Here is a 23,010-nt window from a genome sequence, read left to right as displayed (position 1 = left end):
CGAGATGTCGGTACGCATGGCTCTGGCTAAATTATGTGCGGTTGCTTGCGGCGGCGCGGTCCTTGGTGGCGGCGCGGTGCATATGGCCGAATCGTCGCAGCCCGATCAGGTCGCGACCAAGCGCGTGATTAAGAAGCGGGCGATGCAGCGCCCCACCACGATCGCCCAGGCGGCCGGGGACAAGCGGCTGATGCGGTCGAAGCTGGTCAAGCGGGTCGAAACCGCCAAGACCTGCCCGCCGCCGACGGTCGTCACCGTCACCAATCAGGGCGCACCAGTGCCCCTGCCCCCGCCCTATCAGGGCGAAGTCCCGATCGTATCGGGCGGCGGCGCGGTTCCGGTGATGGTTGGTGGCACCGGCGGCTTCGGCGGCGGCGGCTTTTTCGGCGGCGGCTTCTTTGGCGGCGGCGGCGGAAGCAGCGGCAGCGTGATCATTTCGTCGACCTCGAGCGGCGGTTCCAGCAGCACCAGCGGCGGATCGACCTCGACCGGGGGCTCGTCGACATCGACTGGCGGGTCGTCGACCTCCACCGGCGGATCGTCGAGCAGCTCGGCATCGAGCGCTTCGTCCGCATCCTCCGCGTCGTCGGCGTCGTCGGGCAGCAGCGGCAGCTCGTCCAAGGGTGGGCATGATGGCTCGTCCAAGGGCGGGTCGTCGCATGGCGGCTGGAGCTCGAACGGCGGCTGGAGCTCGAACGGCAGCTCGGGCAGCAGCGGATCGAGCGCTTCGTCGGCCAGCAGCGCCTCGTCGGCGTCGAGCGCCAGCAGCGCGTCTTCGGCATCGAGCGCCTCGTCGGCATCGAGCGCTTCCAGCGCCTCGAGCTCGGGCGGCACGCCTCCCGGCAATCCGACGCCGGTCCCCGCACCCCCGATCGTGCTGCTGTTCGGTGGCGCAGCGGCCGCCCTGGTCGCGCGCGGACGCCTGCTCAAGAAGAAGGCGGCCTGAGCCGCCCTCTTCCCTATCGATATTGCTGCGTGAAGGCGCTGGTTGCGGTTACGCCGCGATCAGCGCCTTTTCGATGTCGGGCACCGGGTGCCCGGTCAGGTCCTTGTCGAGCTCGCCCGCCAATCGCTGCTCGACTTCCTTGTGATAATGTTTGCGCAACTCGCCCAATGTCCGCGGCGGGGCGACGATCACCAGCTGGTCGAAATCGTTGCGCAGCGCGCGTTTCTTGAGAAGATCAGCGGTTTCCGCGGCGAAGCGATCCTCCTCGAGCTGATGGAAATCCGTCTCTTCATAGGCGCTGCGCCCCGCGCCGTTGCTGGAGAACGTCCGTCCGGGCGTGTCGGTGCCCTGCTCGCGGTCGGGGGGATTATCCTGTTCCCGGACGCGCTCGACAACGAGGTTGAGATGGACCTCATCACCTTCGTTGCGGAAGAACAGCATCTTGCGCCCGTCCGCGACGACGACGAATGCCTTGTGCGCTATGTGCATGGCGGCTTCTCCTTATGCTTGTGTGCCTGGGTAGCGAACGCGCAGGGCCGCGCCCGGGTTGCCTAGCATCGCGCCGGACGCCATAGCCCGAGCCATGCACGACATCCGCTTCATCCGCGACCACCCCGACCAGTTCGACGCCGCGCTGGCGCGCCGGGGAGCCGCTGCTGCTGCCGCCGAACTGATCGCGCTCGACGAGCGGCGGCGGGCACTGGTCACCGAATTGCAGGCGGGCCAGGCGCGCCGCAACGACGCGTCAAAGGCGATCGGCGCGGCCAAGGCCAAGGGCGACCATGCCACTGCCGAAATGCTGATGGCCGAAGTCGCCGCGCTCAAGGAAACGATGCCCGCGCGCGAGGCGGAGGAAAAGGCGGTCAGCGCCGACCTCGACGCGCGGCTGTCGGCAATCCCCAACCTGCCCGATACCGACGTGCCGGACGGCACGGACGAGAGCGGCAATGTCGAGCAAAAGCGCTGGGGCGTGCCGCGTAGCTTCGATTTCACGCCGCGCGAGCATGCCGATCTCGGACCGCCGCTGGGCATGGATTTCGAAAGCGGGGCGGCGCTGTCCGGGGCCCGCTTTACGGTGCTGCGCGGCCAGATGGCGCGGCTGGAACGCGCGCTCGGACAGTTCATGCTCGACCGCCAGACCGCCGAGCACGGCTATACCGAGATCGCGCCGCCGCTGCTGGTGCGTGACGATGCCTTGTTCGGCACGGGGCAGCTGCCGAAGTTCGCCGAGGACTTGTTCCAGACCGGTGACGGCCGCTGGCTGATCCCGACTGCCGAGGTCAGCCTGACCAATCTGGTCCGAGAGCAGATCCTCGACGCCGATAGATTGCCGCTGCGCTTCACCGCGCTGACGCCGTGCTTCCGTTCCGAAGCGGGCGCGGCGGGCCGCGACACACGCGGCTATATCCGCCAGCACCAGTTCGAAAAGGTCGAGCTGGTCGCGATTGCCGCACCCGAGGGCTCCGAAAGCCTCCATCAGGCGATGGTGGGTCATGCCGAAGCGATGCTGGAGGCGCTTGGCCTGCCCTATCGCCGGATGCTGCTATGCACCGGCGACATGGGATTCAGCGCGCGCAAGACCTATGACCTCGAAGTGTGGCTGCCGGGCCAGAATGCGTATCGCGAGATTTCCAGCATCTCCAATTGCGGCGACTTCCAGGCGCGCCGCATGAACGCGCGCTATCGACCGGCCGGGGAAAAGGCCACGCGCTTCGTCCATACGCTCAACGGCTCGGGCCTAGCGGTCGGGCGAACGCTGGTGGCGGTGCTGGAAAATTACCAGCAGGCCGATGGATCGGTGACGTTGCCGCCGGTGCTCGGCCCGTATCTCGGCGGGCTCGAACGGCTTAAGGCCGACCGGTGATCGCCACTCGGCCCACGGAGCGCTAGCATGCGCATTCTCGTCACCAATGACGACGGCTATCACGCCCCCGGCCTCGCCGTGCTCGAGGAGATCGCTGCCCGGTTCTCCGACGACGTGTGGGTGGTCGCGCCGACCGAGGAACAGTCGGGTGCGGGTCATTCGCTCACCCTGACACGTCCACTGCGGATTCGCCGGTTCGGCGACAGGCGCTTTGCGGTCAGCGGCACGCCGACCGACGCGGTAATGATGGCGATCGCCAGGATTATGAAGGACAATCCTCCCGACCTGATCCTGTCGGGCGTCAATCGCGGCGCCAATCTGGCCGAGGACGTCACCTATTCGGGCACGGTGTCGGCGGCGATGGAAGGCGCGCTTGCCGGGGTGCGCTCGATCGCGCTCAGCCAGGTCTATGCGCGCGAAGGCATGGGCGACACGGTGCCGTTCGATGCCGCGCGTGGCTGGGGCCAGCGCGTGCTGGCGCCGCTGATCGACATGGACTGGGCACCACGCACGCTGGTCAACATCAACTTCCCGCCGCTCGCCTCGGACGCGGTGAAGGGCGTCCGCGTCGCCGAACAGGGGCTGCGGGACTATGGCCGGCTCCAGATCGTCAGCAATCGCGATCCGCGCGGCTATGAATATCACTGGTTCGGACTGGGACCTGCGGTGGGAACGCCCGCTCATTCGACCGACCTGGAAGCGATCGCGGACGGATATATTTCGGTGACGCCGCTGCATCTGGACCTGACGCATCGCGAATCGCTCGATATGCTCGCCGCACGCTATCGATAAGGGGGGCGGCATGGGGAGCACAGGCGCGCGCATCGCAGCGATGGGGGCCGCGATCGGTATCGCTTCGGGACTGGCGGGGTGCATTCCGGGCGATCGGAGCCCGCCACCGCCGGCCGCCCCTGTCGCGTCCGCATCGCCGCAGCGTGTCGATCCGGTGCCGGCGCTGCCTGCCCCGCGTCCGGCATGGCAGACCGGATCGATCGCGGCCGATGCGCGAAGCGTCGCTGCAACGACCTATAGCGTTGAACGCGGCGACACGCTGCGCGGCATCGCAGAGCGGTTCGGTGCAGGGTCGGAAGCGATCGCACGCGCCAATGCCCTCACGCCTCCGTTCACGATCTTTCCCGGCCAGCGCCTGGTCATCCCCGGTGGCCGCTACCATCTGGTGCGCGCAGGCCAGACCGGCATCGCCATTGCCCGTGCGTACGGTGTCGATTGGTCGCGCATTGTGACCGACAATGCGCTGGAAGAACCGTACATCCTGCGTATCGGCCAGCGCATCCTCATCCCCGGCGGCGAGCCGGGCGCCGCGCCCGTCTCCTATGCCGAACGGGCGCGCGCATTCGAGCTCGACATCGACGACCTGGTCACCGGCAGCGAACCGGCGATCGCGGACAGCCAGCGACCCGCGGCTCCGTCGACATCGCCGAAGCGGGTGCTCTCCGCGACGACCGCCGTGGCAACGCCGGTGCGCGCGTCGAAGGGCGGCTTTCAATGGCCAGTCGATGGACGGATCACCGACCGCTTTGGCCCCGGCCGCAGTGGCGAGCGCAACGACGGGATCAAGCTGGCGGTGCCGAACGGCACGCCGATCGCTGCTGCTGCAGATGGCGTCGTCGCCTATGTCGGCAGCGACATCCCCTCGCTGGGCGGTCTCGTGATCCTCAAGCACGGCAGCAACCTTACCTCGGTCTATGGCCATGCCAGCGAGTTGCTCGTCCAGCGCGGCCAGGCGGTCAAGCGCGGGCAGCGCATCGCCCTGTCGGGCGACAGCGGTTCGGCCGAGCGCCCGGAGCTGCATTTCGAGATCCGCCAGGGCCGCACCCCGGTCGATCCGCTGACCCGCTTGCCGCCGCGCTGATGCGTCCGGTCCTCCCCGACACGCTGCGCCGCAAATCGGGCGTTCCCGTCTGGGTGTCGATCAGCTGGCGCGTGCTGGGTGTGGTCGCGCTGATCGCGCTCGCCATCGCCGTCCACTGGTTCGACCGCGCCGGGCTGCGTGACAATTACGACGGCGTGGTCAGCTTCAACGACGTCGTCTATTTCACGATGATCTCGATTACCACCACCGGCTATGGCGACATCGCGCCGGTCACCGATCGCGCACGATTGTTCGATGCGCTGATCGTCACTCCCATCCGCATCTTCATCGTTCTGCTGTTCATCGGCACGACCTATAATTTCATCCTGAAACGCACCTGGGACAAATGGCGCATGGCACGCATCCAACGCGATCTTCATGACCACATCGTCGTCGCCGGGTTCGGCAAGACGGGATCGGAAGCGGTCGACGAACTGATGGCCCGTGGCCGCGATCCATCGAGCATCGTCGTCATCGACGGGGATGCCGACAACATCGCGCGGGCGGAAGCGTGCGGGTGCAACGTGCTGATCGGCGACGCGACGCGCGACACGACGCTGCAGGACGTCAAGATTGCGCGCGCATGCTCGCTGATCGTCGCCGCCGGGCGCGACGACACCTCAATCCTGATCGTGCTGACCGCGCGGCACCTGGCGCCCGACCTGCCGATCAGCATCATCGTCAAGGCCGAGGATAACGAGCTTCCCGCCCGCGCGGCAGGCGCGACGACGGTCATCAACCCGGTCAGCTTCGCCGGGCTGCTGCTCGCCAGTTCGTGTAGCGGAAGCCATATCGCCGACTACATGATGGACCTCGCCTCGTTCGACGGACGCGTGCAACTGTCCGAACGCGCGATCGACGATGCCGAGGTGGGGCAACCGCTGTCGGCGATCACCACCGGGCTCGGCCTGCGCATCTACCGGGGCGGGCAGCCGTTCGGCTTCAGCGCCCCGGAAGCGCAGGCGCTGGCGCGCGGCGACGTCGTGGTCGAGATCGTCCCCAAGCGCGGGCTGGCGGCGGCATGACGCTCGACTGGGCGCGGATCGCCCCGATCCTGCTGCTGATCGGATCGAACGTCTTCATGACCTTCGCCTGGTACGGCCACCTCAAATACAAGGCCGCGCCGCTGGTGGCGGTGATCCTGGTCAGCTGGCTGATCGCGCTGCCCGAATATCTGCTCGCGGTCCCCGCCAACCGCATCGGCAGCGGCGTCTATTCGGCCGCGCAGCTCAAGGGGATGCAGGAAGTCATCACGCTGACCGTCTTCGCGATCTTCTCGGTGACGTATCTGGGCCAGAAAATTACCGCCAACCACGCGATCGGCTTCGTGCTGATCGCGGCGGGTGCGTTCTTCCTGTTCAGGGGTGCGGCGCTGCACTGACTGGCATTTGCCACGAAAATCGCTATGTCGCGCGGCAATCATGGCAACGATATTTCCTGAAGCGCCGCGCATCGGCATGGTGTCGCTCGGCTGTCCCAAGAATCTGGTCGACAGCGAACGCATCCTGACCAAGCTGCGCTCGGACGGCTATGCGCTGTCGCCCGACTATGCCGGCGCCGATATCGTGCTGGTCAACACCTGCGGCTTTCTCGACAGCGCCAAGGAGGAAAGCCTCGAGGCGATCGGCGAAGCGATCGCCGAGAATGGCCGCGTCATCGTCACCGGCTGCATGGGCAAGGAAGCGGAGACGATCCGCGCGCGGTTTCCGCAGGTGCTCGCGATCACCGGCGCGCACGCCTATGAGGACGTGGTCGGCGCCGTGCACGAAACCGCGCCGATGCCGCCCAACGCGTTCCTCAACCTGGTGCCCGACAGCGGGCTCAAGCTGACACCGCGGCACTATAGCTATCTCAAGATATCCGAAGGCTGCAACCACCGCTGCAGCTTCTGCATCATCCCGTCGATCCGCGGCGATCTCGTCAGCCGCCGTCCCGACGCCATCCTGCGCGAAGCGGAAAAGCTGATTGCGGCCGGCACGCGCGAGCTGCTCGTCATCAGCCAGGATACCTCGGCCTATGGCATCGACATCCGCAAGGAGCCGCGCGCGTGGAAGGGCCGCGAGGTGGTGCCGAACATGACCGACCTGGCGCGCGAACTTGGGCAGTTGGGTGCTTGGATACGGCTGCACTATGTCTATCCCTATCCGCATGTCGATCAGGTCATTCCGCTGATGGCCGACGGGCTGGTGCTTCCCTATCTCGACATCCCCTTCCAGCATGCTGCGCCCAGCGTGCTCCGCCGGATGCGCCGTCCCGCCAACGAGGCCAGGGTGCTCGAACGCATCCATGGCTGGCGCGCGATCTGCCCCGACATCGCCATTCGCTCGACCTTCGTCGTCGGCTTCCCCGGCGAGACTGATGCCGATTTCGAGTATCTGATGGAGTGGCTCGAGGAGGCGCAGCTCGACCGTGTCGGCGCGTTCCGCTTCGAACCGGTCGAGGGTGCCGCTGCCAACGCGCTGCCCGATCCGGTGCCGGAGGCGGTGAAGGAGGAACGCTACGCGCGGCTGATGGAACTGACGGCCCGGATTTCCGCGGAAAAGCTGGCGGCAAAGGTCGGAAGGACGCTGGATGTCATCATCGACGCCGTCGATACCGAAAGCGGCGGTGCCACCGGCCGATCCAAGGCAGACGCGCCCGAGATCGACGGCGAGGTGCACCTGCGCGATGCCGGCCACCTGGTGCAGGGCGACATCGTCGCGGTCCGGGTGGAGGATGCCGACGACCACGACCTGTTCGGGGTGCCGCTGGGCTGACATATTCGTCACCGTGGGCTTGTCCCTGGGTCCACCGTGCTGCACATCCTGCCATTCTTGGCTTGTCATACCGTGGAAGCCGGACAGGCCCGGCAAGACGGAGTGATTGATGACCGACCTCTCGCACCTTCTGCAACCCGATCGCGGTCAGTCCGCCCGTATGATCCACATCGTCGATCCGAACGGCTTCGACGCCTGGCTGAACCAGCAACCGCCCCGTCACCGCGCCGCAGCCACCGCGCAGAAGCTCACGCCCAGCGGCTTTTCGAGCGCGATCCTTCCCGGAGACGGTGCCGAGGACTGGTCGGTCGTCACCGTCGTCGCCAATGTCGACAGCCTGTCGCCGTGGTGCCTCGCCAAGCTCGCAGAGACGCTGCCCGAAGGCCAGTATCGCGTCGAGGGCCGCGATCCCGGCGCGGCGATGTTCGGCTGGGTGACCGGCCAATATCGCTTCGAACGCTATCGCAAGGAAGATCGCGCTACCGGGCCGCGGGTACTGCTGAGCAGCGATCCTGTCGCGATCGAGGAGACGCTGCGCCAGGGGTCGGCAACGCTGCGGGTGCGCGACATGGTCAATACCCCCGCCGCGGATATGGGACCGGGCGAGATTGAGGCGGCCGCGGCCGAACTCGCGAAACAACAGGGTGCCGAGCTCACCGTGACGCGTGGGACGGAGCTCGAGCGCGGCTTTCCGATGATCGCCATTGTCGGACAGGCTGCTGCCAAGGGGCGCGAGCCGCGGTTGATCGAGCTCGCCTGGGGCCGCGCCGACCAACCGAAGATTGCGATCGTCGGCAAGGGCGTGTGCTTCGACACCGGCGGGCTCGACCTCAAGAATTCGGCCGGAATGCGGTTGATGAAGAAGGACATGGGCGGAGCGGCGCATGCGCTGGCGCTCGCCGAACTGGTGATGACCGCCCGCCTGCCGGTGCAGCTCCACCTTCTGATTCCCGCCGTCGAAAATTCGATCGGTGCAAAGGCGTTCCGGCCGGGCGACGTGCTGGCGACGCGCAAGGGACTGACGGTCGAGAATACCAATACCGATGCCGAGGGCCGGCTGATCCTCGGGGACGCGCTTGCCCGCGCCTGCGAGGAGGCCCCCGAGCTGCTGATCGATTTCGCCACGCTGACGGGTGCGGCACGGGTAGCGCTGGGCCCCGACCTGCCGGCGCTGTTCGCCAATGACGATGCGCTCGCCGACGCTCTCTCGGCGCAGGGCAAGGCGGTGAGCGACCCAGTGTGGCGGCTGCCCTTGTGGGATGGCTATGACGAGATGCTGAAGTCCGACATCGCCGATCTCGTCAACGCGGCGGAAGGCGGGTTCGCCGGGTCGGTCACCGCCGCACTGTTCCTGCGCCGCTTCGTTGCCAAGGACGTCGCCTGGGCGCATTTCGACACCTTCGCATGGCGCCCCGCGGCCCGGCCAGGACGGCCCAAGGGCGGCGAAGCCCTTGGATTGCGAGCGGCGTGGGGGATGCTCAAGCAGCGCTATCCGCGCTGATCACCGCCCCAGCAGCACGCGCGCCTGTCCCGCGATCTGCGCCAGCATCGCCGCGTTCGGTACCGCCGCCCGGCGCGCGCGCCGGACCAGCGCCACGAACTGATCGACGCGCGGACGGTTGGCTTCGATCCACGCCGCCACGGCTGCTTCGGGGTCCTTGCCGCTATGGCGCGCAAGGAAATCGAGCCGCAGCTGCTGGAAATCCCGAGCCAGCCCGGCGATGAGCAGGCGTTCCCAGACATCGCCTGTGGACAGGCGCGCGGCCTGGGTCTGCGCCCAGTCCAGCCCCAGCGTCGCGCCGAGATGGGTGAAGGCGCGCGTCAGCACGATCTCGTCCGATGCCTGTTCGCGCGCGAGATCGGCAAGCCCGACCGCACCGTCGAGCTCGAAGATGCGCACGACCTTGCGCACCAGCGCGCGCGGCGCTCCGGCATCCTCGAGCCGCCCGGCGATCCGGTCGCTCTGCGCCTTGGCTTCCTCGACCAGCAGGTCGCGCGCCCGCTTTTCAAGCTGGTGCACGCCCGGCGCGATGCGGTCGATCACCTCGCCGATTCCGGCTCCGGGCGCGGCGGTGCGCAGCAGGTCGGCGATCTGCGACCGTACCGCCACCGCGACTTCCTCGAACAGCGCGATCCGAGCCGCTTCCGTAATTTTCGCGGTCTCGATCTCCGCCCATAGCGCAGGCAGGTCGAACAGCCGCTCGGTCACCGCGAACATCGCCGCGATATCGGACAGCGCCGCGCCCTCCTCCTCGGCCAGTTCGAACGGGTGCAGCACGCCAAGCCGGTTGACGATCCGGTTGGCGAGCTTGGTCGATACGATCTCGTTGCGCAGGCGATGCGCCTCGATCGCCGCCTTGAACTTCTTGCGCATCGCCGCCGGGAATGCGGCATGGAGATCGGGCAGCAGCGCGTCGTCCCGGCCAAGTTCCGCGCCCTCGGCGGCATCCTGTAGCGCCAGCTTCGCCGTCGCCAGCAGCACCGCGAGCTCGGGCCGGGTGAACCCCTTGCCATCCTGCGCCCGCCGCAGCAGGTCCTCGTTGCTCGCCAGCCCCTCGACCGCGCGGTCGAGCCGTCCCGACGCCTCGAGGATTTCGATGACGCGGACATAGCTCGGCACCGCGACCGCGCCGTCATTCTCCATGAACGACAGCGCCAGCGTCTGCAGCCGGTTATCCTCGAGCACCAGATGCGCGACATCGTCGGTCATGCTCTCGAGCAGCGCATTGCGCTTGGGCTCGGCCAGCCGGCCCTCGATCATCTCGCGATTGAGTGCGATCTTGATGTTGACCTCGTTGTCCGAACAATCGACGCCCGCCGAATTGTCGATGAAGTCGGTGTTGATCCGTCCGCCGCGCTTGGCAAAGGCGATCCGGGCGGCCTGGGTAACGCCGAGATTGGCCCCCTCCCCGATCGCGATCGCGCGAACTTCCTCGGCATTGACGCGCAGCCGGTCGTTGGCAGGATCTCCCACCTCGATATGATTCTCGGTCAGCGCCTTCACATAGGTGCCGATGCCGCCGAACCAGATCAGATCGACCGGCGCCTTCAGGATCGCCGAGATCAGTGCCGACGGCTCCAGGCTTTCCGCATCGACGTCAAGCATCGCGCGGACCTGTTTGCTCAGCTTGATCGACTTGTCGGTCCGCGCGAACACGCCGCCGCCCTTCGAGATCAGCTTGGGGTCATAGTCCGCCCAGCTCGATCGCGGCAGGTCGAACAGCCGCTGGCGCTCCTCCCAGCTTGCCGCCGGATCGGGGTCGGGATCGAGGAAGATGTGGCGGTGGTCGAACGCCGCGGTCAGCCGGATCGCCTTGGACAGCAGCATGCCGTTGCCGAACACGTCCCCCGACATGTCGCCGCAGCCGACGACGCGGATTGGATCGACCTGGACGTCGACGCCGCGCTCCAAGAAATGGCGCTGCACCGAGACCCACCCGCCCTTGGCGGTGATTCCCATCGCCTTGTGGTCGTACCCGACCGACCCGCCGCTGGCAAAGGCGTCGCCGAGCCAGAAGCCGCGATCGAGCGCGATCGCGTTGGCGACGTCGCTGAATGTTGCAGTGCCCTTGTCGGCGGCGACCACGAAATAAGGGTCCTCACCGTCATGGATGACGACTTTGTCCGGATGGACTACCGCCCCATCGACGATGTTGTCGGTGATCGACAGCAGCGAACGGATGAAGATGCGATAGCTCTCGGTACCTTCTGCCAGCCACGCATCGCGATCGCCGGGCGACGGCAACTGCTTGGGATAGAAGCCGCCCTTGGCACCGGTCGGGACGATCACCGCATTCTTGACGCGCTGCGCCTTCATCAGGCCGAGGACTTCGGTGCGAAAATCGTCGCGGCGATCGGACCAGCGCAAGCCGCCGCGGGCGACCGGTCCCGCGCGCAGGTGAATGCCCTCGATCCGCGGGCTGTAGACCCAGATTTCGCGCCATGGCAGCGGCTGCGGCAGTCCCGGCACCCGCGCGCTGTCGAGCTTGAACGCCAGCGCTTCAGCGGCTGCCGGTGCGAACGCATTGGTTCGCAACGTCGCCACTACGACACCGCGCAGATTGCGCAGAATGCGGTCGTCGTCGATCGCCACGACCTTGTCGAGGCCGGCATCGATCGCGGCGTCGGCCCTGGCGATCGCGGCATCGGCGGTCTTGCGCTGCGACGGGTCGTGCGCCGCCCCGAACCGCGCGATCAGCGCCGCCGCGACCTTGGGCGCCCGCCGCAAGGCGTCGACGACCGTCGCCAGACCATAGGCCATGCCGGTCTGACGCAGATAGCGGAACCAGGCGCGCAGCAGCACCACCGAAGCGGGTTGCATCCCGGCCTCGACGACCAGGCGGTTGAACCCGTCATTCTCCGCACGGTTCTCGAGCACCGCTTCGATCGCGCCTTCGACCATCGCATGGTCGAGCCGCGCTTCGGCGTCGGGTGCGCCCGGAACTTCGACGAGGAAGTCGTGGATGAACGCGCCGCTGGCGTCGCTCAATTCGGTCGGCATCTCCTCGATGACGCGGAACCCGAAATTCTCGAAGACGGGCACTGCGTCCGACAGCGGCAGCGCGCCGCCCAGGCGATAGAGCTTGATCCGGAACCGGCCATCGCTCGGATCGTCATCGGGGATGATCCGTACCGACCGGTCATTCTCGTCCGCCAGATCGGCGATGCGCAGGATATCGAGCGCCGCTTCGTCCGGCCCGGCGCTGGTCCGGTAATTGGCCGGAAATCCCTGGGCGAAACGCAGCGCAAGCCGCGTCGATCGGGCGCCTGCATGGGCGGCGAGCGCGGCTTCGACCGCGGGCCCCCAGCCGCGCACCATTTTCTCGAGGCGGTCGTCGAGCACCGCGGCATCGGGCATCCGCCCCTCGCCGCGCAGATCGACGGTGTAGCGAAGCAACGCCGCTTCGCCATCCTCAAGCTCGATCGACCAGTTGAGCAGCGTGCCATTGGCGGTTTCGGCGAGCATGTCGCCGATCGCCAGCCGCCGCCCCGTGGTGACGTCGTCGCGGGGCAGCCAGACGAACGCGAAGAGATGGCGCCCCAGCGTGCTCTTGATCAGCACCAGCTTTGGCCGCGGGCGATCGGCGATCGACATCGTCGTCAGCACGACGCGTTCGAGCGCATCGAGGGTGAAGGCGGTGGTGAGGTCGTGCGGCAGCGCAGCCAGCGCATGCGCCATCGCCTTGCCGGTGTGCCCCTTGGGATCGAAGCCGAACTTGCCTTCGAGCGCCCGCAGATTGGCGCGCAGCACCGGCACCTCGTCCGGGTCGGCGTTGAGCGCGGCGCTGGTCCACAATCCGGCATGGATCGACAGCCCGACCACCGCATCGCCCTCGCGCACCGGCACCAATACCAGATCGAGCGGTACGCGGCGATGCACGGTCGAGATGCAGTTCGACTTGAGCAGCAGCGGCGCGGCATTGCCCTTTTCGAAGAACCGGATCGCGAGTTCGCGCGACGCCTCGGCAAGCAACGGCACGTCGAGCGGCTGGCGCGCGAGGCCGAGCCGATCGGTCGACCGGCCGTCGCGATACCAGCGCTCATGCCCAAGCAGGGTGAAATTGCGGTCGAGGAACCAGCGCAGCAATGCCGCGCCTTCCTCGGCGGCAACCGTATCGGCATCGCTGCCGATCGCTTCCTGCAGCTTCGGCCAGTCGTTCACCGCGTGGCGGACATGCGTGAGGTTGCGTTCGAGCTCGGACACCAGCGCCCGGCGCGACCGCGCATCGGCGCGGTCCATCTCGACATAGACCATCGATTCCGCGGCGCCTTCACCTCCACTCGCCAAGAAACGCCCGTCGCTGCCGCGCTCGACCTTGAACACCGGATGGATGATGCGCTCGATCGCGATGTCGTGCGCGGCGATCGTGGCCGCGATCGAATCGACCAGGAACGGCATGTCGTCGTTGACGATCGCCAACCGCATCCGCCTCCGTTCGCCGCGCAGAAAGGTCTCCAGCCCGATCCGCGGCCGTCCCGGCTTGCGGACCTCGGCAAGGGTCGCGACGAAGCTCGCCGCGTCGCTGCGGGCGGCGGTATCGAACCCATCGAGCTCGGCGGGAAGAGCGCCATCGACGAGGTGCGCGTCGAGCATGGCGGCGAGCGTTTTGGAACTGTTGCGCTTCATTCCGTGCGCTATGCGCCGCTCCGCGTGGCCGCTCAAGTCTTGTAACGAATGCTACCAGTTCTGTCGGTCAGAACTTCGCCCGGGTCAGGCTGCGGCGCGGCGCACCGCCTGATCGGTCAGGCCGTCGATCGAAGCGACGATATCGACCCCGCCGCTGCCGTCGGATCGCCCGAGCAGTACGACGAATTCGCTGTCGCCGGCATCGATCGCGACCTGCGCCAGCGACGGACGCGCGCGTAGTTCGGCGGCGGCGCGGGCGTAGCGATCCGGGGCCACGGCTGGTCGGCGCGCGGCGCGCTCCGCCTTGACGATGCCCTTGATCCCGCCGTCGAACCCGGCGACCCAGTCGCCGAAACCAGAGCTGGGAATTCCGATGCGGCGGGCATGCGAAAGCACCGCTGCGAATTCGGTAAGCCGAGTCTTGTCGTAATCGGCGCCGAACACGAGCTTGACGATCGGCGTCATCGGCGCCCGCGCCTGCGCCTTGATCGCGCAATCCTCGAGCAGTTCGGCATAGCCCTCGACATCGCGATCGGCAGCCTCGGCAAATCCATAGGCGCGATCGAGCGTGCGATAGAGCGCCAGCCGAGACCGGGTATCGGTATCGCCCAGCTCGACCACCGCCGCGCGGGCATGGGCCAGATGATCCCAGAGTCCGGCATCGTCCCCGAGTACGTCCTCGATGGGATCCGGAGCAGGCGCATCGAACTGCGCGCTCGGACCGTCCGCCCAGACTGGCGCCGACGGCACATGCCGCGGTGCAGCCGTGCGGCAAGCCTCCTCGATCTCGGCGTTGAGGCTGGCCTGCGTCTCGGCGTCGACCATCTCCTTCCAGTTGATCACGCCGTAGATGAAGTCGATCGTGTCGTCGTCAGACGAGAACGGCATGAGGATGCCGCGATACAAGGTATTATGCCCGCGCTGGCCGACGAATTCGGCCTCGAAGCCGATCGGCGCGCGATTGGCGATGATCTGCAGGTAATGATCGGTGAGCCGCGACAGCAGCGAACGGCCCGGCACCTGGCTGATATGCGTGATCGACGCATCGACGCCGCATTCCTCGCGAAGCGCGCGGCCCAGGAATTGGATAGCCGGATCGTCGATCCCCATCGAGAAGTCGAGCAGAACGCTGTGCGGGCCGAAATCGGCGATGTTCCCCGGCTCCAGATCCTCGATCGACGGATAGGCGCGCGCCTTGAGCAGCGACACCCAGTGATTATAGGCGCGGACATGCATGCGCCGCTCGTCGGTGCCGATGCCGTCGGGACGACCTGCGGGTTCGGCGTCGTGGCCGTGATCGTCGGGATGCTTGTCGATGCCGTGCGCCGTGTCCATGCGATATCCTTCGATCGGGACACCCCGCCCCTACGCCGCCTGCTTGTGCACGCTGCTTGGTAAACGATGCGTAAAGCGTGCGGCGGATCGTTTCGCAGCGGCGGCGCGATGCCGCTTGTCAGTCGCGGTCGCTGCTGCTAATCGCCGCGCCGTCGACGGCCCAGGCCGGCGCGCCGCTTTAGCTCAGTTGGTAGAGCATCGCATTCGTAATGCGGGGGTCACAGGTTCGAGTCCTGTAAGCGGCACCAGTCCTTCACAAGGCAAATACACAGTTTGGTTGCTTCGGGCCGTTCGGCTAGGTGCACGGTTGGGTCCTGCATGGGACGCTTTGGGAAAGAAAACGAAGCCGACCCACGCTAAATCCCTTTGAGCTGGCGAGCAGCCAGCGTCTGAGCTGGAGATCGCTCCCGCAACCACCATCTCGCCTGAATGGAGGCGCACGGGACTTTTCGGATAATCTCACATTGCGAATAGGTCGATCATCCGCCTATCACCTGCGTCCGGTGGGAAGTTACGGAAAAAGCCTTGCCGTGACTGAGGTGATCTATGCTGACGAGCGAAATCCGTAATCAAGTCGATCAGATTTGGAACGCCTTCTGGTCAGGTGGCGTATCCAATCCGCTATCGGTCATTGAACAGATCACCTATCTGCTTTTCATCAAGCGGCTCGATGACTTGCAAATGCTTGAAGAGAAAAAGGCGGCTAACCTCGGCTTCCCGATCGAGCGGTGCATTTTCCCCGACAGTAATGACGATCAAGGGCGGCCATATTCTGATCTTCGATGGTCGCGTTTCAAGAATTTTGAAGCGCGTGAGATGATGGATGTCGTCGCCGAGCGCGTGTTCCCGTTCCTTCGCGCCATGGGCGAGGAAGGCTCCAGCTACGGCCAGCACATGAAGGATGCGCGGCTCGGTTTCAGCAATGCCGCGCTGCTCGCCAAAACCGTCGATATGCTCGACAAAATTCCGATGGAGGATCGCGACACCAAGGGCGATCTCTACGAATATATGCTCGGTAAGATCGCCAGCGCAGGTACCAACGGCCAGTTCCGCACCCCGCGCCATATCATCCGCCTGATGGTCGAAATGATGCAGCCCACGCCCCAAGACGTGATTTGCGATCCGGCGTTGGGCACGGCAGGCTTTCTCGTGGCGGCGGGTGAATATCTGCGCGACAACCACCCGCAGCTGTTCCGCGATGAAAAGCTGCGCAAGCACTTCCACAACGGCATGTTTAACGGGTTTGATTTCGACCCCACCATGCTGCGCATCGGCAGCATGAACATGACGCTGCACGGCGTGGACAACCCCGATATCAGCTATCGCGACAGCTTGGCGCAGGAGCACGACCGCGATGCGGGAAAATATTCACTGATCCTCGCCAACCCGCCCTTCGCCGGATCGCTCGATTATGACGCGACGGCCAAAGACCTTCAGCAGATCGTCAAAACGAAAAAAACCGAATTGCTGTTTCTCGCCCTGTTTCTGCGTTTGCTGAAAACCGGTGGGCGTGCTGCCGTAGTCGTGCCGGACGGCGTGTTATTCGGTTCATCGAAAGCGCATCAGGAATTGCGCAAACTTCTGGTCGAAAAGCACAAGCTCGAAGGCGTCCTGAAACTGCCGTCCGGCGTCTTCCGCCCCTATGCGGGCGTGTCCACCGCCATCCTGCTGTTCACCAAGACCGGGGTTGGCGGCACCGATCAGGTATGGTTCTACGACATGCAGGCCGATGGATTGTCTTTGGATGATAAGCGATCCGACTTGCTTCCTTCTGACAAGCAAGGCCCAAAGCCGCTCTTGCCCCTATCTGCGGAAGAGCACCTCAAAAACAACTTGCCCGACGTGCTGACGCGCTGGCTGAAGCGCGATAGCACCGAACGTGCCAACTCTCGGACGGCGCAAAGCTTCTGCGTGCCAAAGGACGATATTGCCGCCACCGGCACCTATGACCTGTCGCTCAACCGCTACAAGGTCGTCGAGCATGACGAGGTCACCCATGACAGCCCAGCCGAGATCATCAGGGCGTTGCGGACGCTGGAGCAGGAAATCAGCGACGGGCTCACCAAGCTGGAAGCGATGCTAGCATGATTGCGTGGCCGACAGTCGCATTGAAGGATTGCGTGCGCGTTGTAGGTGGAGCCACGCCAAAGAGCGGAGTTGCTGAGTTTTGGGATGGTGATGTCCCGTGGACGACCCCCAAAGACTTGTCAGATTTAAGTGGCAAATTTTTGAGCGACACGCCTCGCAAGATCACGGCTTCGGGACTGAAAGGTTGCTCGGCAGAGTTACTCCCGCCGAATTCTGTTTTGTTCAGCTCGCGTGCGCCGATTGGGCATGTTGCGATCAATACCGTCCCGATGGCAACGAACCAAGGCTTCAAAAGCATGGTCCCAGGACCCCGCATTGATGCCTCCTACCTTTACTGGTGGTTGAAGAGCAATCGCGCGCAGCTCGAATTGCTGGGCAACGGCGCGACGTTCAAGGAAGTCTCAAAAGCGATTGTAGAGCGGATTGAAATCCCGCTACCGCCACTCGTCGAGCAAAAGCGGATTGCAGCGATCCTTGATCAGGCGGACGATCTTCGCCGCAAACGCCAGCGCACCATCGAGCGCCTCAACCAGCTTGGCCAATCCATCTTTCATGAGATGTTTGGCGACGCCGTGACTAACCCAATGGGATGGAAGACCGCTCTCCTTGGAGACATTGTTCGCTCGGGCGACAAGATCAATTATGGCGTCGTCCAGCCAGGCGAAGAAGTTGAGGTAGGCATCCCGCTTGTTCGTGTTGGTGATTTGCTCTCAGGCTATATCGACCCGAGAAAGGTTAAGCAGATCGATCCGGATATAGAGGCAAACTACAAACGCTCCCGTCTGGCGGGGGATGAAATTCTAATTGGATGCGTTGGATCGATTGGAACTGTCGCCCTCGCGCATGAAGGATTGCGCGGCGCAAATATCGCAAGAGCCGTCGCCCGCGTTCCTGTCGATACAAATGTTGCCACGAGAGAATTTGTCGCCGAGCAGATCAAATCTCCTGCTGTTCAAAACTATTTTGCCGCTGAAACACGAACGGTCGCGCAGCCGACATTAAATATTGGACTGATCGTTAGCGCGCCCATTATTCTACCACCAATATCAGACCAGAGAAAATTCGCGGACAGAAACTCAGTCGTTAGAGAAACCCTTGTAAGTCTTATCAAGCACGCTGCGAAACAAGACGCTCTATTATCATCCCTGCAACATCGCGCATTCCTTGGAGAGCTGTAACCATGCGCGGCGAACTCCTGAATGTCTGGGACAAGGTCTGGCCTGACGTTTTTGTCAAACTGTCGAAACATAAAGACGCCCCAGACGAGCTGTTTTCCGAATTGTATGAAGCCATCATTCGTGCCCCAGTGCTGCCTATCGAGCCTGCTGAACCGACCCAATATGACGAAAACGGATTGCTGATCGACCCCGACGAGATCGCTGCCGAAGCGGCATATAAAGTCGCCCTAGAAGCGTTCAACGCGGCACGGTCGCATTACGAGCAAGCCATTTCCGGCAATGCAAAGGCGCGCCGCTGGCTGCGAATTGAACTTCCCCAACACGTTACAAGCGAAAGCAAAGCCCTTTTCGCCTTGGCAGAAGTCCATGCTAAGTTGCGAGACATCAGCGATGATGCCTTGGTAAATCGATATTTTCAGCTTGTTGAAGGCTTTATTGACAAATATAGTTTGCGCTATGATCTGCGCAGGCCGTTTTCACTCCACCCAACTTTGCCCGGCATATTCGCCCGAATGGTGCGAAACCTTAAACTGGCTGCCCAGACAGACGCCCATCTGGCATCTTCCTTTCATGAATTCGAAGATGCTTTGCGTGACCTGACTGCCGAGCAAACACCGAACCGGATCAAGACCTGCATATCCAAGCAGACCAACTTCCTGGAAGCGATCGGGCAACTGGCCCCCAACGTCACGGGCAACACTCTGGGTGCTATTTGCAATCAGGTCGGCACTTGGCCGCATGAAAAACTGAAGGAGTCCGTAAAAGGGATTTACGGCTTCGCTTCCGATTACCCCGGAATTCGACATGGCGGAACGCCAGCAAATCAGCTTCGGGAAATTGAGATGCGCGACCTCGTTGCTGTCTGCGTGGTGATGTTTGGTTTCTCTCCTTATCTCACCGACCAACTCAATTCGGATGACATCTATGCGATCGGGGAGGTCGCATGAGCCAGTTTGCCTTCCTCAAAGTCGAATTTGCCGAGGTCTATGGCCTTGCAAGGAAGGCGGAGACGCTTGCCCTGTCCGATCCACGCGGGGCGTGCTTCCATGCGCGACTAGCGCTGGAGAGCGCAGTCAAGTGGATGTACGATAACGACCGCAGCCTGCGATCTCCCTATGACACGGCTTTGTCCGCGCTGATCCACGAAGGCACGTTCCGCGCGGCAGTCGGCAATGCGCTGGTCACCAAAGCGCGGATCATCAAGGATCTGGGCAACAAGGCGGTCCATGAGACGCGCGCAGTCCCGCCGCAGAACGCCATCACCTGCGTGCGCGAGCTGTTTCATTTCAGCTATTGGCTTGTCCGCACGTATGCGCGCGGCGGGAAACCGGATGCGGCACTGGCCTTCAATCCCGATGCGTTGCCGCACGCGGTGCAGGTTGAAGCCTCGACCTTGGCCAAGTTGCAAGCACTGGCGAAAGAGCGCGAGGCTTCCGCAAAAGCCTTGGCTGAAGAACAGGCCGCGCGGATCAGGAGCGAGGAGGATCGCTCTACGCTCGACGCCGAGGTCAAACGTCTTCAGGCCGAAATCGCCGCCGTCAAAGCCGCCAACGAAAAGGCCGCCGATACACACGATTATAACGAAGCCGAAACCCGCGATGCCTTCATAGATCTGTTGCTCGCCGAAGCTGGCTGGCAACTCGACCAGTCGCGTGATCGCGAATATCCATGCAAGGGGATGCCGAGCACATCTGGCGATGGCTTCATCGACTATGTGCTTTGGGGCGATGACGGCAAGCCGCTCGCTGTCATCGAAGCGAAGCGCACGAAACGCGATGCCCGGGTCGGGCAGCAGCAGGCCAAGCTCTATGCCGATTGTCTGGAAGCGGAATTCGGCGTCCGCCCGCTGATCTTTTACACCAACGGATACGAGCATTGGCTCTGGGATGATGAGCGTTATCCGCCGCGCGTTGTGTATGGATTCCTGAAGAAGGATGAGCTGGAACTGTGGCGCCAGCGCAAGGCCAACCGACGGTCGCTAACCACTACCAGCATCGATGCCGACATTGTCGAACGCTATTACCAGACCCGCGCCATCCGCCGGGTTGGCGAAGTGTTCGAGAAAGATCAGCAGCGCAAGGCCTTGCTCGTTATGGCGACGGGATCGGGCAAAACCCGGACGGTCATCGCCCTGATCGACCAGCTGATGCGCGCCAACTGGTGCAAGCGGGTTCTCTTCCTCGCCGACCGCGTCGCACTCGTGAAGCAGGCGCACAACAATTTCAAAGCGCATTTGCCGAGCGCGCCGAGCGCAAACCTTATCGAAAAACACGATCCTAAAAAGAACGATCACAATGGCGCGCGCGTCTGCGTCGCCACTTACCCCACAATGATGGGGCTGATCGACGAGATGCAGAACGGCCAGCGCAAGTATGGTCCTGGGCATTTTGACCTGATCGTAATCGACGAGGCGCACCGGTCGATTTACCGAAAATACCGTGCGATCTTCGATTATTTTGATAGTCTGCTCATCGGCCTCACCGCCACGCCGCGCGATGAGATCGACCGCGATACATATTCGCTGTTCGAGCTGGAGCGCGGTGTTCCGACCGATGCTTATGACCTGGATGAGGCCGTTGCCGATGGTTTCCTTGTCCCGCCGACCGCAGTGTCAGTTCCACTCAAATTTGTGCGTCAAGGCATCAGGTACGATGAACTGTCTGACGAAGATAAAGAGAAATGGGACATGCTCGAATGGGAGGAGAAGCTTCCCAAGGGCGACATTGACGCGAACGCTGTCAACAAGTGGTTGTTTAACGAGGACACCGTGGACAAGGTGCTGGAGCACCTGATGACCCACGGCCTGAAGGTCGCCGAAGGCGATCGGCTGGGCAAGACCATCGTCTTCGCCAAAAACCATGACCATGCGATGTTCATCGCCAAACGGTTCGACGCGAACTATCCGCACCTGGCTGGCCAGTTTGCCCGCGTGATTGATTTCAAAATTGAGTATCCCCAGTCGCTGATCGACGATTTGTCGATTCCAGAGAGAGACCCCCACATCGCGATCTCGGTCGATATGCTCGACACCGGAATCGACGTGCCCGAGGTGGTCAACCTCGTGTTTTTTAAGATCGTTCGCTCGAAGACCAAGTTCTGGCAGATGATCGGGCGCGGCACTCGATTGCGCCCCGATTTGTTCGGCCCAGGCCGACACAAGGACGAATTCCTGATCTTCGATTTCTGCCAGAATTTTGAGTTCTTCAATCAAAATCCGAACGTCACCGATGGCGCGCTCGGCATATCGCTCGGGCAGCGTCTGTTTGGTGCGCGCGTCCAGCTTGCGGGCATCCTGCAGGACTTGCCTGAGAGCGAATTATCCGACGGCCTCTCTCAGCTGGATCGCGATCTGCGGACACGCCTGTTCGATGAGGTAAACGGCATGACGCTCGACAACTTCCTCGTACGGGCAAAGCGTAAGGCAGTGGAGCAATTCCAGCAGGCCGATGCATGGGAGCGGCTTTCTACCGAAGACCGAGACACACTGATCCACGAAGTAGCGGGATTGCCTTCCGCCCTTGAAGACAATGACATCACCGCCAAGCAGTTCGATTACATCGTCTTATCCGGCCAGCTTGCTTTGCTGCAAAATCAGGCGAGCTTCATCATCTGCAACGAGAAGGTGGCGGCTATCGCTGCGCGGCTCGAAGAGCTGGGCAATGTGCCGATGGTCGCAGCCCAGATGCCACTCATCCTTAAAGTTCAGACAGACGAGTATTGGCAGGACATCGATGCCTGGACGCTGGAGCAGATGCGACGCCAGTTACGTGCGCTGATCAAGCTGATCGAAGGTGACGAGCGCATTATCGTCTATACGGACTTCGAGGACGAAATCGGCGTTGGCACCACCATCGTTCTACCCGATGCCGGTGTCGGCACCGACAAGGCACGCTTTCAGATGAAGGTGCGCCACTTCCTAAAGCAACACGCCGACCACATCACGATCCAAAAGCTCCGCCGTAACGAACAACTCACGCCGCAGGATTTGGCGGAGTTAGAACGGATCATGATCGAGGAAGCGGGGGCATCCGATAACGACCTTGTTGAAGCCAGCGGCGAAGCCGGACTAGGTCTGTTCGTCCGCTCGCTGGTCGGCCTGGAACGCGATGCCGCTAAGGATGCGTTTGCGGAATTCATGGCTGGCAAGAATCTCAACGGCAATCAGATCGAGTTCATCAACCTGATTATCGAGCACCTGACCGAACGCGGCGCAATGGACCCTCGCCGATTGTACGAAAGCCCGTTCACCGACCTCGACGATCAGGGCGTCAGTGGGCTGTTCCCGCAAGCTGATGTGCACAACATTGTAAAGGTTTTGAGTAACGTCAGGCAAAGGGCCGTAGCTTAATTATTACGCTGAAATGGCAGTTAACAAGTTTTATTCAAACTAGTGGCAGAAAGGTGGGGAGCACCGATTTATGGTCAGCAATAGCAATAGGAAATACTCTGGAAAGACCTTAGACGAATGGCATCTCGAATGGAAAAACTGCCGGGAGGTTTTGGTGCCGTCCACGACAGTGTACACGGTGTTTCTGGTTTGTGGCGGGCCGATCTGAATGGAAAAATGATGACTATGGGCTATGCAACAGACTTTAGTAGGGGTGGTCTCTCCAAAATACTGCAAACTTTCAGATCCAATATACTACAGAAAGCCAACTCACATAAGGCAGCTGTTTTTATTAGAGAAAATATCAATGAAGCTGAGCTCTATGTAATAGAGGTAACCAGGGGAGCAGGAAATGAACTTATAATAAGGGATATTTGCCGGGAATTACGGAAGAGGTATGGTTTAAAGATAGGCAAATTAGGTATAAGTAAGTAATTGATGTCAAACCTCTTTCTC

General features: G+C 63.0%; 16 protein-coding genes and 1 tRNA gene. 13 read left to right on the top strand and 4 right to left on the bottom strand.

The window, feature by feature from the left end; genetic code table 11:
- Positions 1 to 297: 297 nt before the first annotated feature.
- Positions 298 to 930, bottom strand: coding sequence for a hypothetical protein (locus tag FHY50_RS14125; protein ID WP_166745489.1), 633 nt, complete (start codon positions 928 to 930; stop codon positions 298 to 300).
- 64 nt (positions 931 to 994) lie between these two features.
- Positions 995 to 1,435 carry a host attachment family protein gene (locus tag FHY50_RS03505; protein WP_140046981.1) on the bottom strand — a complete coding sequence of 147 codons (441 nt, stop codon included), beginning with the start codon at positions 1,433 to 1,435 and terminating at the stop codon, positions 995 to 997.
- 94 nt (positions 1,436 to 1,529) lie between these two features.
- On the opposite strand from FHY50_RS03505, the gene serS reads away from it, so the two are divergent.
- The 7 genes from serS to FHY50_RS03470 all read left to right on the top strand — a co-directional run bounded on the left by serS (position 1,530) and on the right by FHY50_RS03470 (position 8,940).
- On the top strand, positions 1,530 to 2,810 hold the full coding sequence (gene serS / locus FHY50_RS03500) for a serine--tRNA ligase (protein ID WP_140046980.1): 1,281 nt from the start codon (positions 1,530 to 1,532) through the stop codon (positions 2,808 to 2,810).
- Between the two features lie 27 nt (positions 2,811 to 2,837).
- On the top strand, positions 2,838 to 3,602 hold the full coding sequence (gene surE, locus FHY50_RS03495; RefSeq protein ID WP_140046979.1) for a 5'/3'-nucleotidase SurE: 765 nt from the start codon (positions 2,838 to 2,840) through the stop codon (positions 3,600 to 3,602).
- 10 nt (positions 3,603 to 3,612) lie between these two features.
- On the top strand, positions 3,613 to 4,683 hold the full coding sequence (locus FHY50_RS03490) for a M23 family metallopeptidase (RefSeq protein ID WP_140046978.1): 1,071 nt from the start codon (positions 3,613 to 3,615) through the stop codon (positions 4,681 to 4,683).
- Complete coding sequence (locus FHY50_RS03485; protein WP_140046977.1) at positions 4,683 to 5,708, top strand: potassium channel family protein; 1,026 nt, start codon at positions 4,683 to 4,685, stop codon at positions 5,706 to 5,708. Before FHY50_RS03490 ends, FHY50_RS03485 begins: the two co-directional genes overlap by 1 nt.
- Positions 5,705 to 6,064, top strand: coding sequence for a DMT family protein (locus tag FHY50_RS03480; RefSeq protein ID WP_140046976.1), 360 nt, complete (start codon positions 5,705 to 5,707; stop codon positions 6,062 to 6,064). Before FHY50_RS03485 ends, FHY50_RS03480 begins: the two co-directional genes overlap by 4 nt.
- 40 nt (positions 6,065 to 6,104) lie before the next feature.
- Positions 6,105 to 7,439, top strand: a complete 1,335-nt coding sequence (rimO, locus tag FHY50_RS03475; protein ID WP_140046975.1) for a 30S ribosomal protein S12 methylthiotransferase RimO — start codon at positions 6,105 to 6,107, stop codon at positions 7,437 to 7,439.
- Positions 7,440 to 7,548: 109 nt separating this feature from the next.
- Entirely contained in the window at positions 7,549 to 8,940 is a 1,392-nt protein-coding gene (locus tag FHY50_RS03470) for a leucyl aminopeptidase family protein (RefSeq protein ID WP_140046974.1), read from the top strand.
- On the opposite strand, the gene FHY50_RS03465 is transcribed toward FHY50_RS03470, so the two are convergent.
- Positions 8,941 to 13,566, bottom strand: coding sequence for an NAD-glutamate dehydrogenase (locus FHY50_RS03465; protein ID WP_140046973.1), 4,626 nt, complete (start codon positions 13,564 to 13,566; stop codon positions 8,941 to 8,943).
- 84 nt (positions 13,567 to 13,650) lie between these two features.
- Positions 13,651 to 14,901, bottom strand: coding sequence for a PAS domain-containing protein (locus FHY50_RS03460; protein WP_166745488.1), 1,251 nt, complete (start codon positions 14,899 to 14,901; stop codon positions 13,651 to 13,653).
- A gap of 172 nt (positions 14,902 to 15,073) precedes the next feature.
- Between FHY50_RS03460 and FHY50_RS03455 the strand changes: the two genes are divergently transcribed.
- The 6 genes from FHY50_RS03455 (at position 15,074) to FHY50_RS03430 (ending at position 22,989) form a co-directional block, all read left to right on the top strand.
- Positions 15,074 to 15,149, top strand: a tRNA-Thr gene (locus FHY50_RS03455).
- Between the two features lie 298 nt (positions 15,150 to 15,447).
- Positions 15,448 to 16,989, top strand: a complete 1,542-nt coding sequence (locus tag FHY50_RS03450) for a type I restriction-modification system subunit M (RefSeq protein ID WP_140046972.1) — start codon at positions 15,448 to 15,450, stop codon at positions 16,987 to 16,989.
- Positions 16,986 to 18,167 carry a restriction endonuclease subunit S gene (locus FHY50_RS03445; protein ID WP_140046971.1) on the top strand — a complete coding sequence of 394 codons (1,182 nt, stop codon included), beginning with the start codon at positions 16,986 to 16,988 and terminating at the stop codon, positions 18,165 to 18,167. Before FHY50_RS03450 ends, FHY50_RS03445 begins: the two co-directional genes overlap by 4 nt.
- A 2-nt stretch (positions 18,168 to 18,169) precedes the next feature.
- Positions 18,170 to 19,114 (top strand): hypothetical protein, encoded by a 945-nt coding sequence (locus tag FHY50_RS03440; protein WP_140046970.1) that lies wholly within the window; start codon positions 18,170 to 18,172, stop codon positions 19,112 to 19,114.
- On the top strand, positions 19,111 to 22,515 hold the full coding sequence (locus tag FHY50_RS03435; RefSeq protein WP_140046969.1) for a DEAD/DEAH box helicase family protein: 3,405 nt from the start codon (positions 19,111 to 19,113) through the stop codon (positions 22,513 to 22,515). Before FHY50_RS03440 ends, FHY50_RS03435 begins: the two co-directional genes overlap by 4 nt.
- A 129-nt stretch (positions 22,516 to 22,644) precedes the next feature.
- The gene (locus tag FHY50_RS03430) at positions 22,645 to 22,989 is read left to right on the top strand and encodes a hypothetical protein (RefSeq protein WP_140046968.1); all 345 of its coding nucleotides are present in this window, start codon (positions 22,645 to 22,647) and stop codon (positions 22,987 to 22,989) included.
- Positions 22,990 to 23,010: the final 21 nt, after the last annotated feature.

The organism is Sphingomonas japonica, from assembly GCF_006346325.1.
Classification (GTDB): Bacteria; Pseudomonadota; Alphaproteobacteria; order Sphingomonadales; family Sphingomonadaceae; genus Sphingomonas; species Sphingomonas japonica.
Note: the sequence above shows the minus strand (reverse complement) of the source record. Positions and strands in the feature narration are given on the sequence as shown.

What these genes read in the sequence shown, in the direction of transcription:
- FHY50_RS03505 (WP_140046981.1), bottom strand. Translation starts at nt 1,435, where the DNA reads ATGCACATAGCGCACAAGGCATTCGTCGTCGTCGCGGACGGGCGCAAG.
- serS (WP_140046980.1), top strand. Translation starts at nt 1,530, where the DNA reads ATGCACGACATCCGCTTCATCCGCGACCACCCCGACCAGTTCGACGCC.
- surE (WP_140046979.1), top strand. Translation starts at nt 2,838, where the DNA reads ATGCGCATTCTCGTCACCAATGACGACGGCTATCACGCCCCCGGCCTC.
- FHY50_RS03490 (WP_140046978.1), top strand. Translation starts at nt 3,613, where the DNA reads ATGGGGAGCACAGGCGCGCGCATCGCAGCGATGGGGGCCGCGATCGGT.
- FHY50_RS03485 (WP_140046977.1), top strand. Translation starts at nt 4,683, where the DNA reads ATGCGTCCGGTCCTCCCCGACACGCTGCGCCGCAAATCGGGCGTTCCC.
- FHY50_RS03480 (WP_140046976.1), top strand. Translation starts at nt 5,705, where the DNA reads ATGACGCTCGACTGGGCGCGGATCGCCCCGATCCTGCTGCTGATCGGA.
- rimO (WP_140046975.1), top strand. Translation starts at nt 6,105, where the DNA reads ATGGCAACGATATTTCCTGAAGCGCCGCGCATCGGCATGGTGTCGCTC.
- FHY50_RS03470 (WP_140046974.1), top strand. Translation starts at nt 7,549, where the DNA reads ATGACCGACCTCTCGCACCTTCTGCAACCCGATCGCGGTCAGTCCGCC.
- FHY50_RS03465 (WP_140046973.1), bottom strand. Translation starts at nt 13,566, where the DNA reads ATGAAGCGCAACAGTTCCAAAACGCTCGCCGCCATGCTCGACGCGCAC.
- FHY50_RS03460 (WP_166745488.1), bottom strand. Translation starts at nt 14,901, where the DNA reads ATGGACACGGCGCACGGCATCGACAAGCATCCCGACGATCACGGCCAC.
- FHY50_RS03450 (WP_140046972.1), top strand. Translation starts at nt 15,448, where the DNA reads ATGCTGACGAGCGAAATCCGTAATCAAGTCGATCAGATTTGGAACGCC.
- FHY50_RS03445 (WP_140046971.1), top strand. Translation starts at nt 16,986, where the DNA reads ATGATTGCGTGGCCGACAGTCGCATTGAAGGATTGCGTGCGCGTTGTA.
- FHY50_RS03440 (WP_140046970.1), top strand. Translation starts at nt 18,170, where the DNA reads ATGCGCGGCGAACTCCTGAATGTCTGGGACAAGGTCTGGCCTGACGTT.
- FHY50_RS03435 (WP_140046969.1), top strand. Translation starts at nt 19,111, where the DNA reads ATGAGCCAGTTTGCCTTCCTCAAAGTCGAATTTGCCGAGGTCTATGGC.
- FHY50_RS03430 (WP_140046968.1), top strand. Translation starts at nt 22,645, where the DNA reads ATGGAAAAACTGCCGGGAGGTTTTGGTGCCGTCCACGACAGTGTACAC.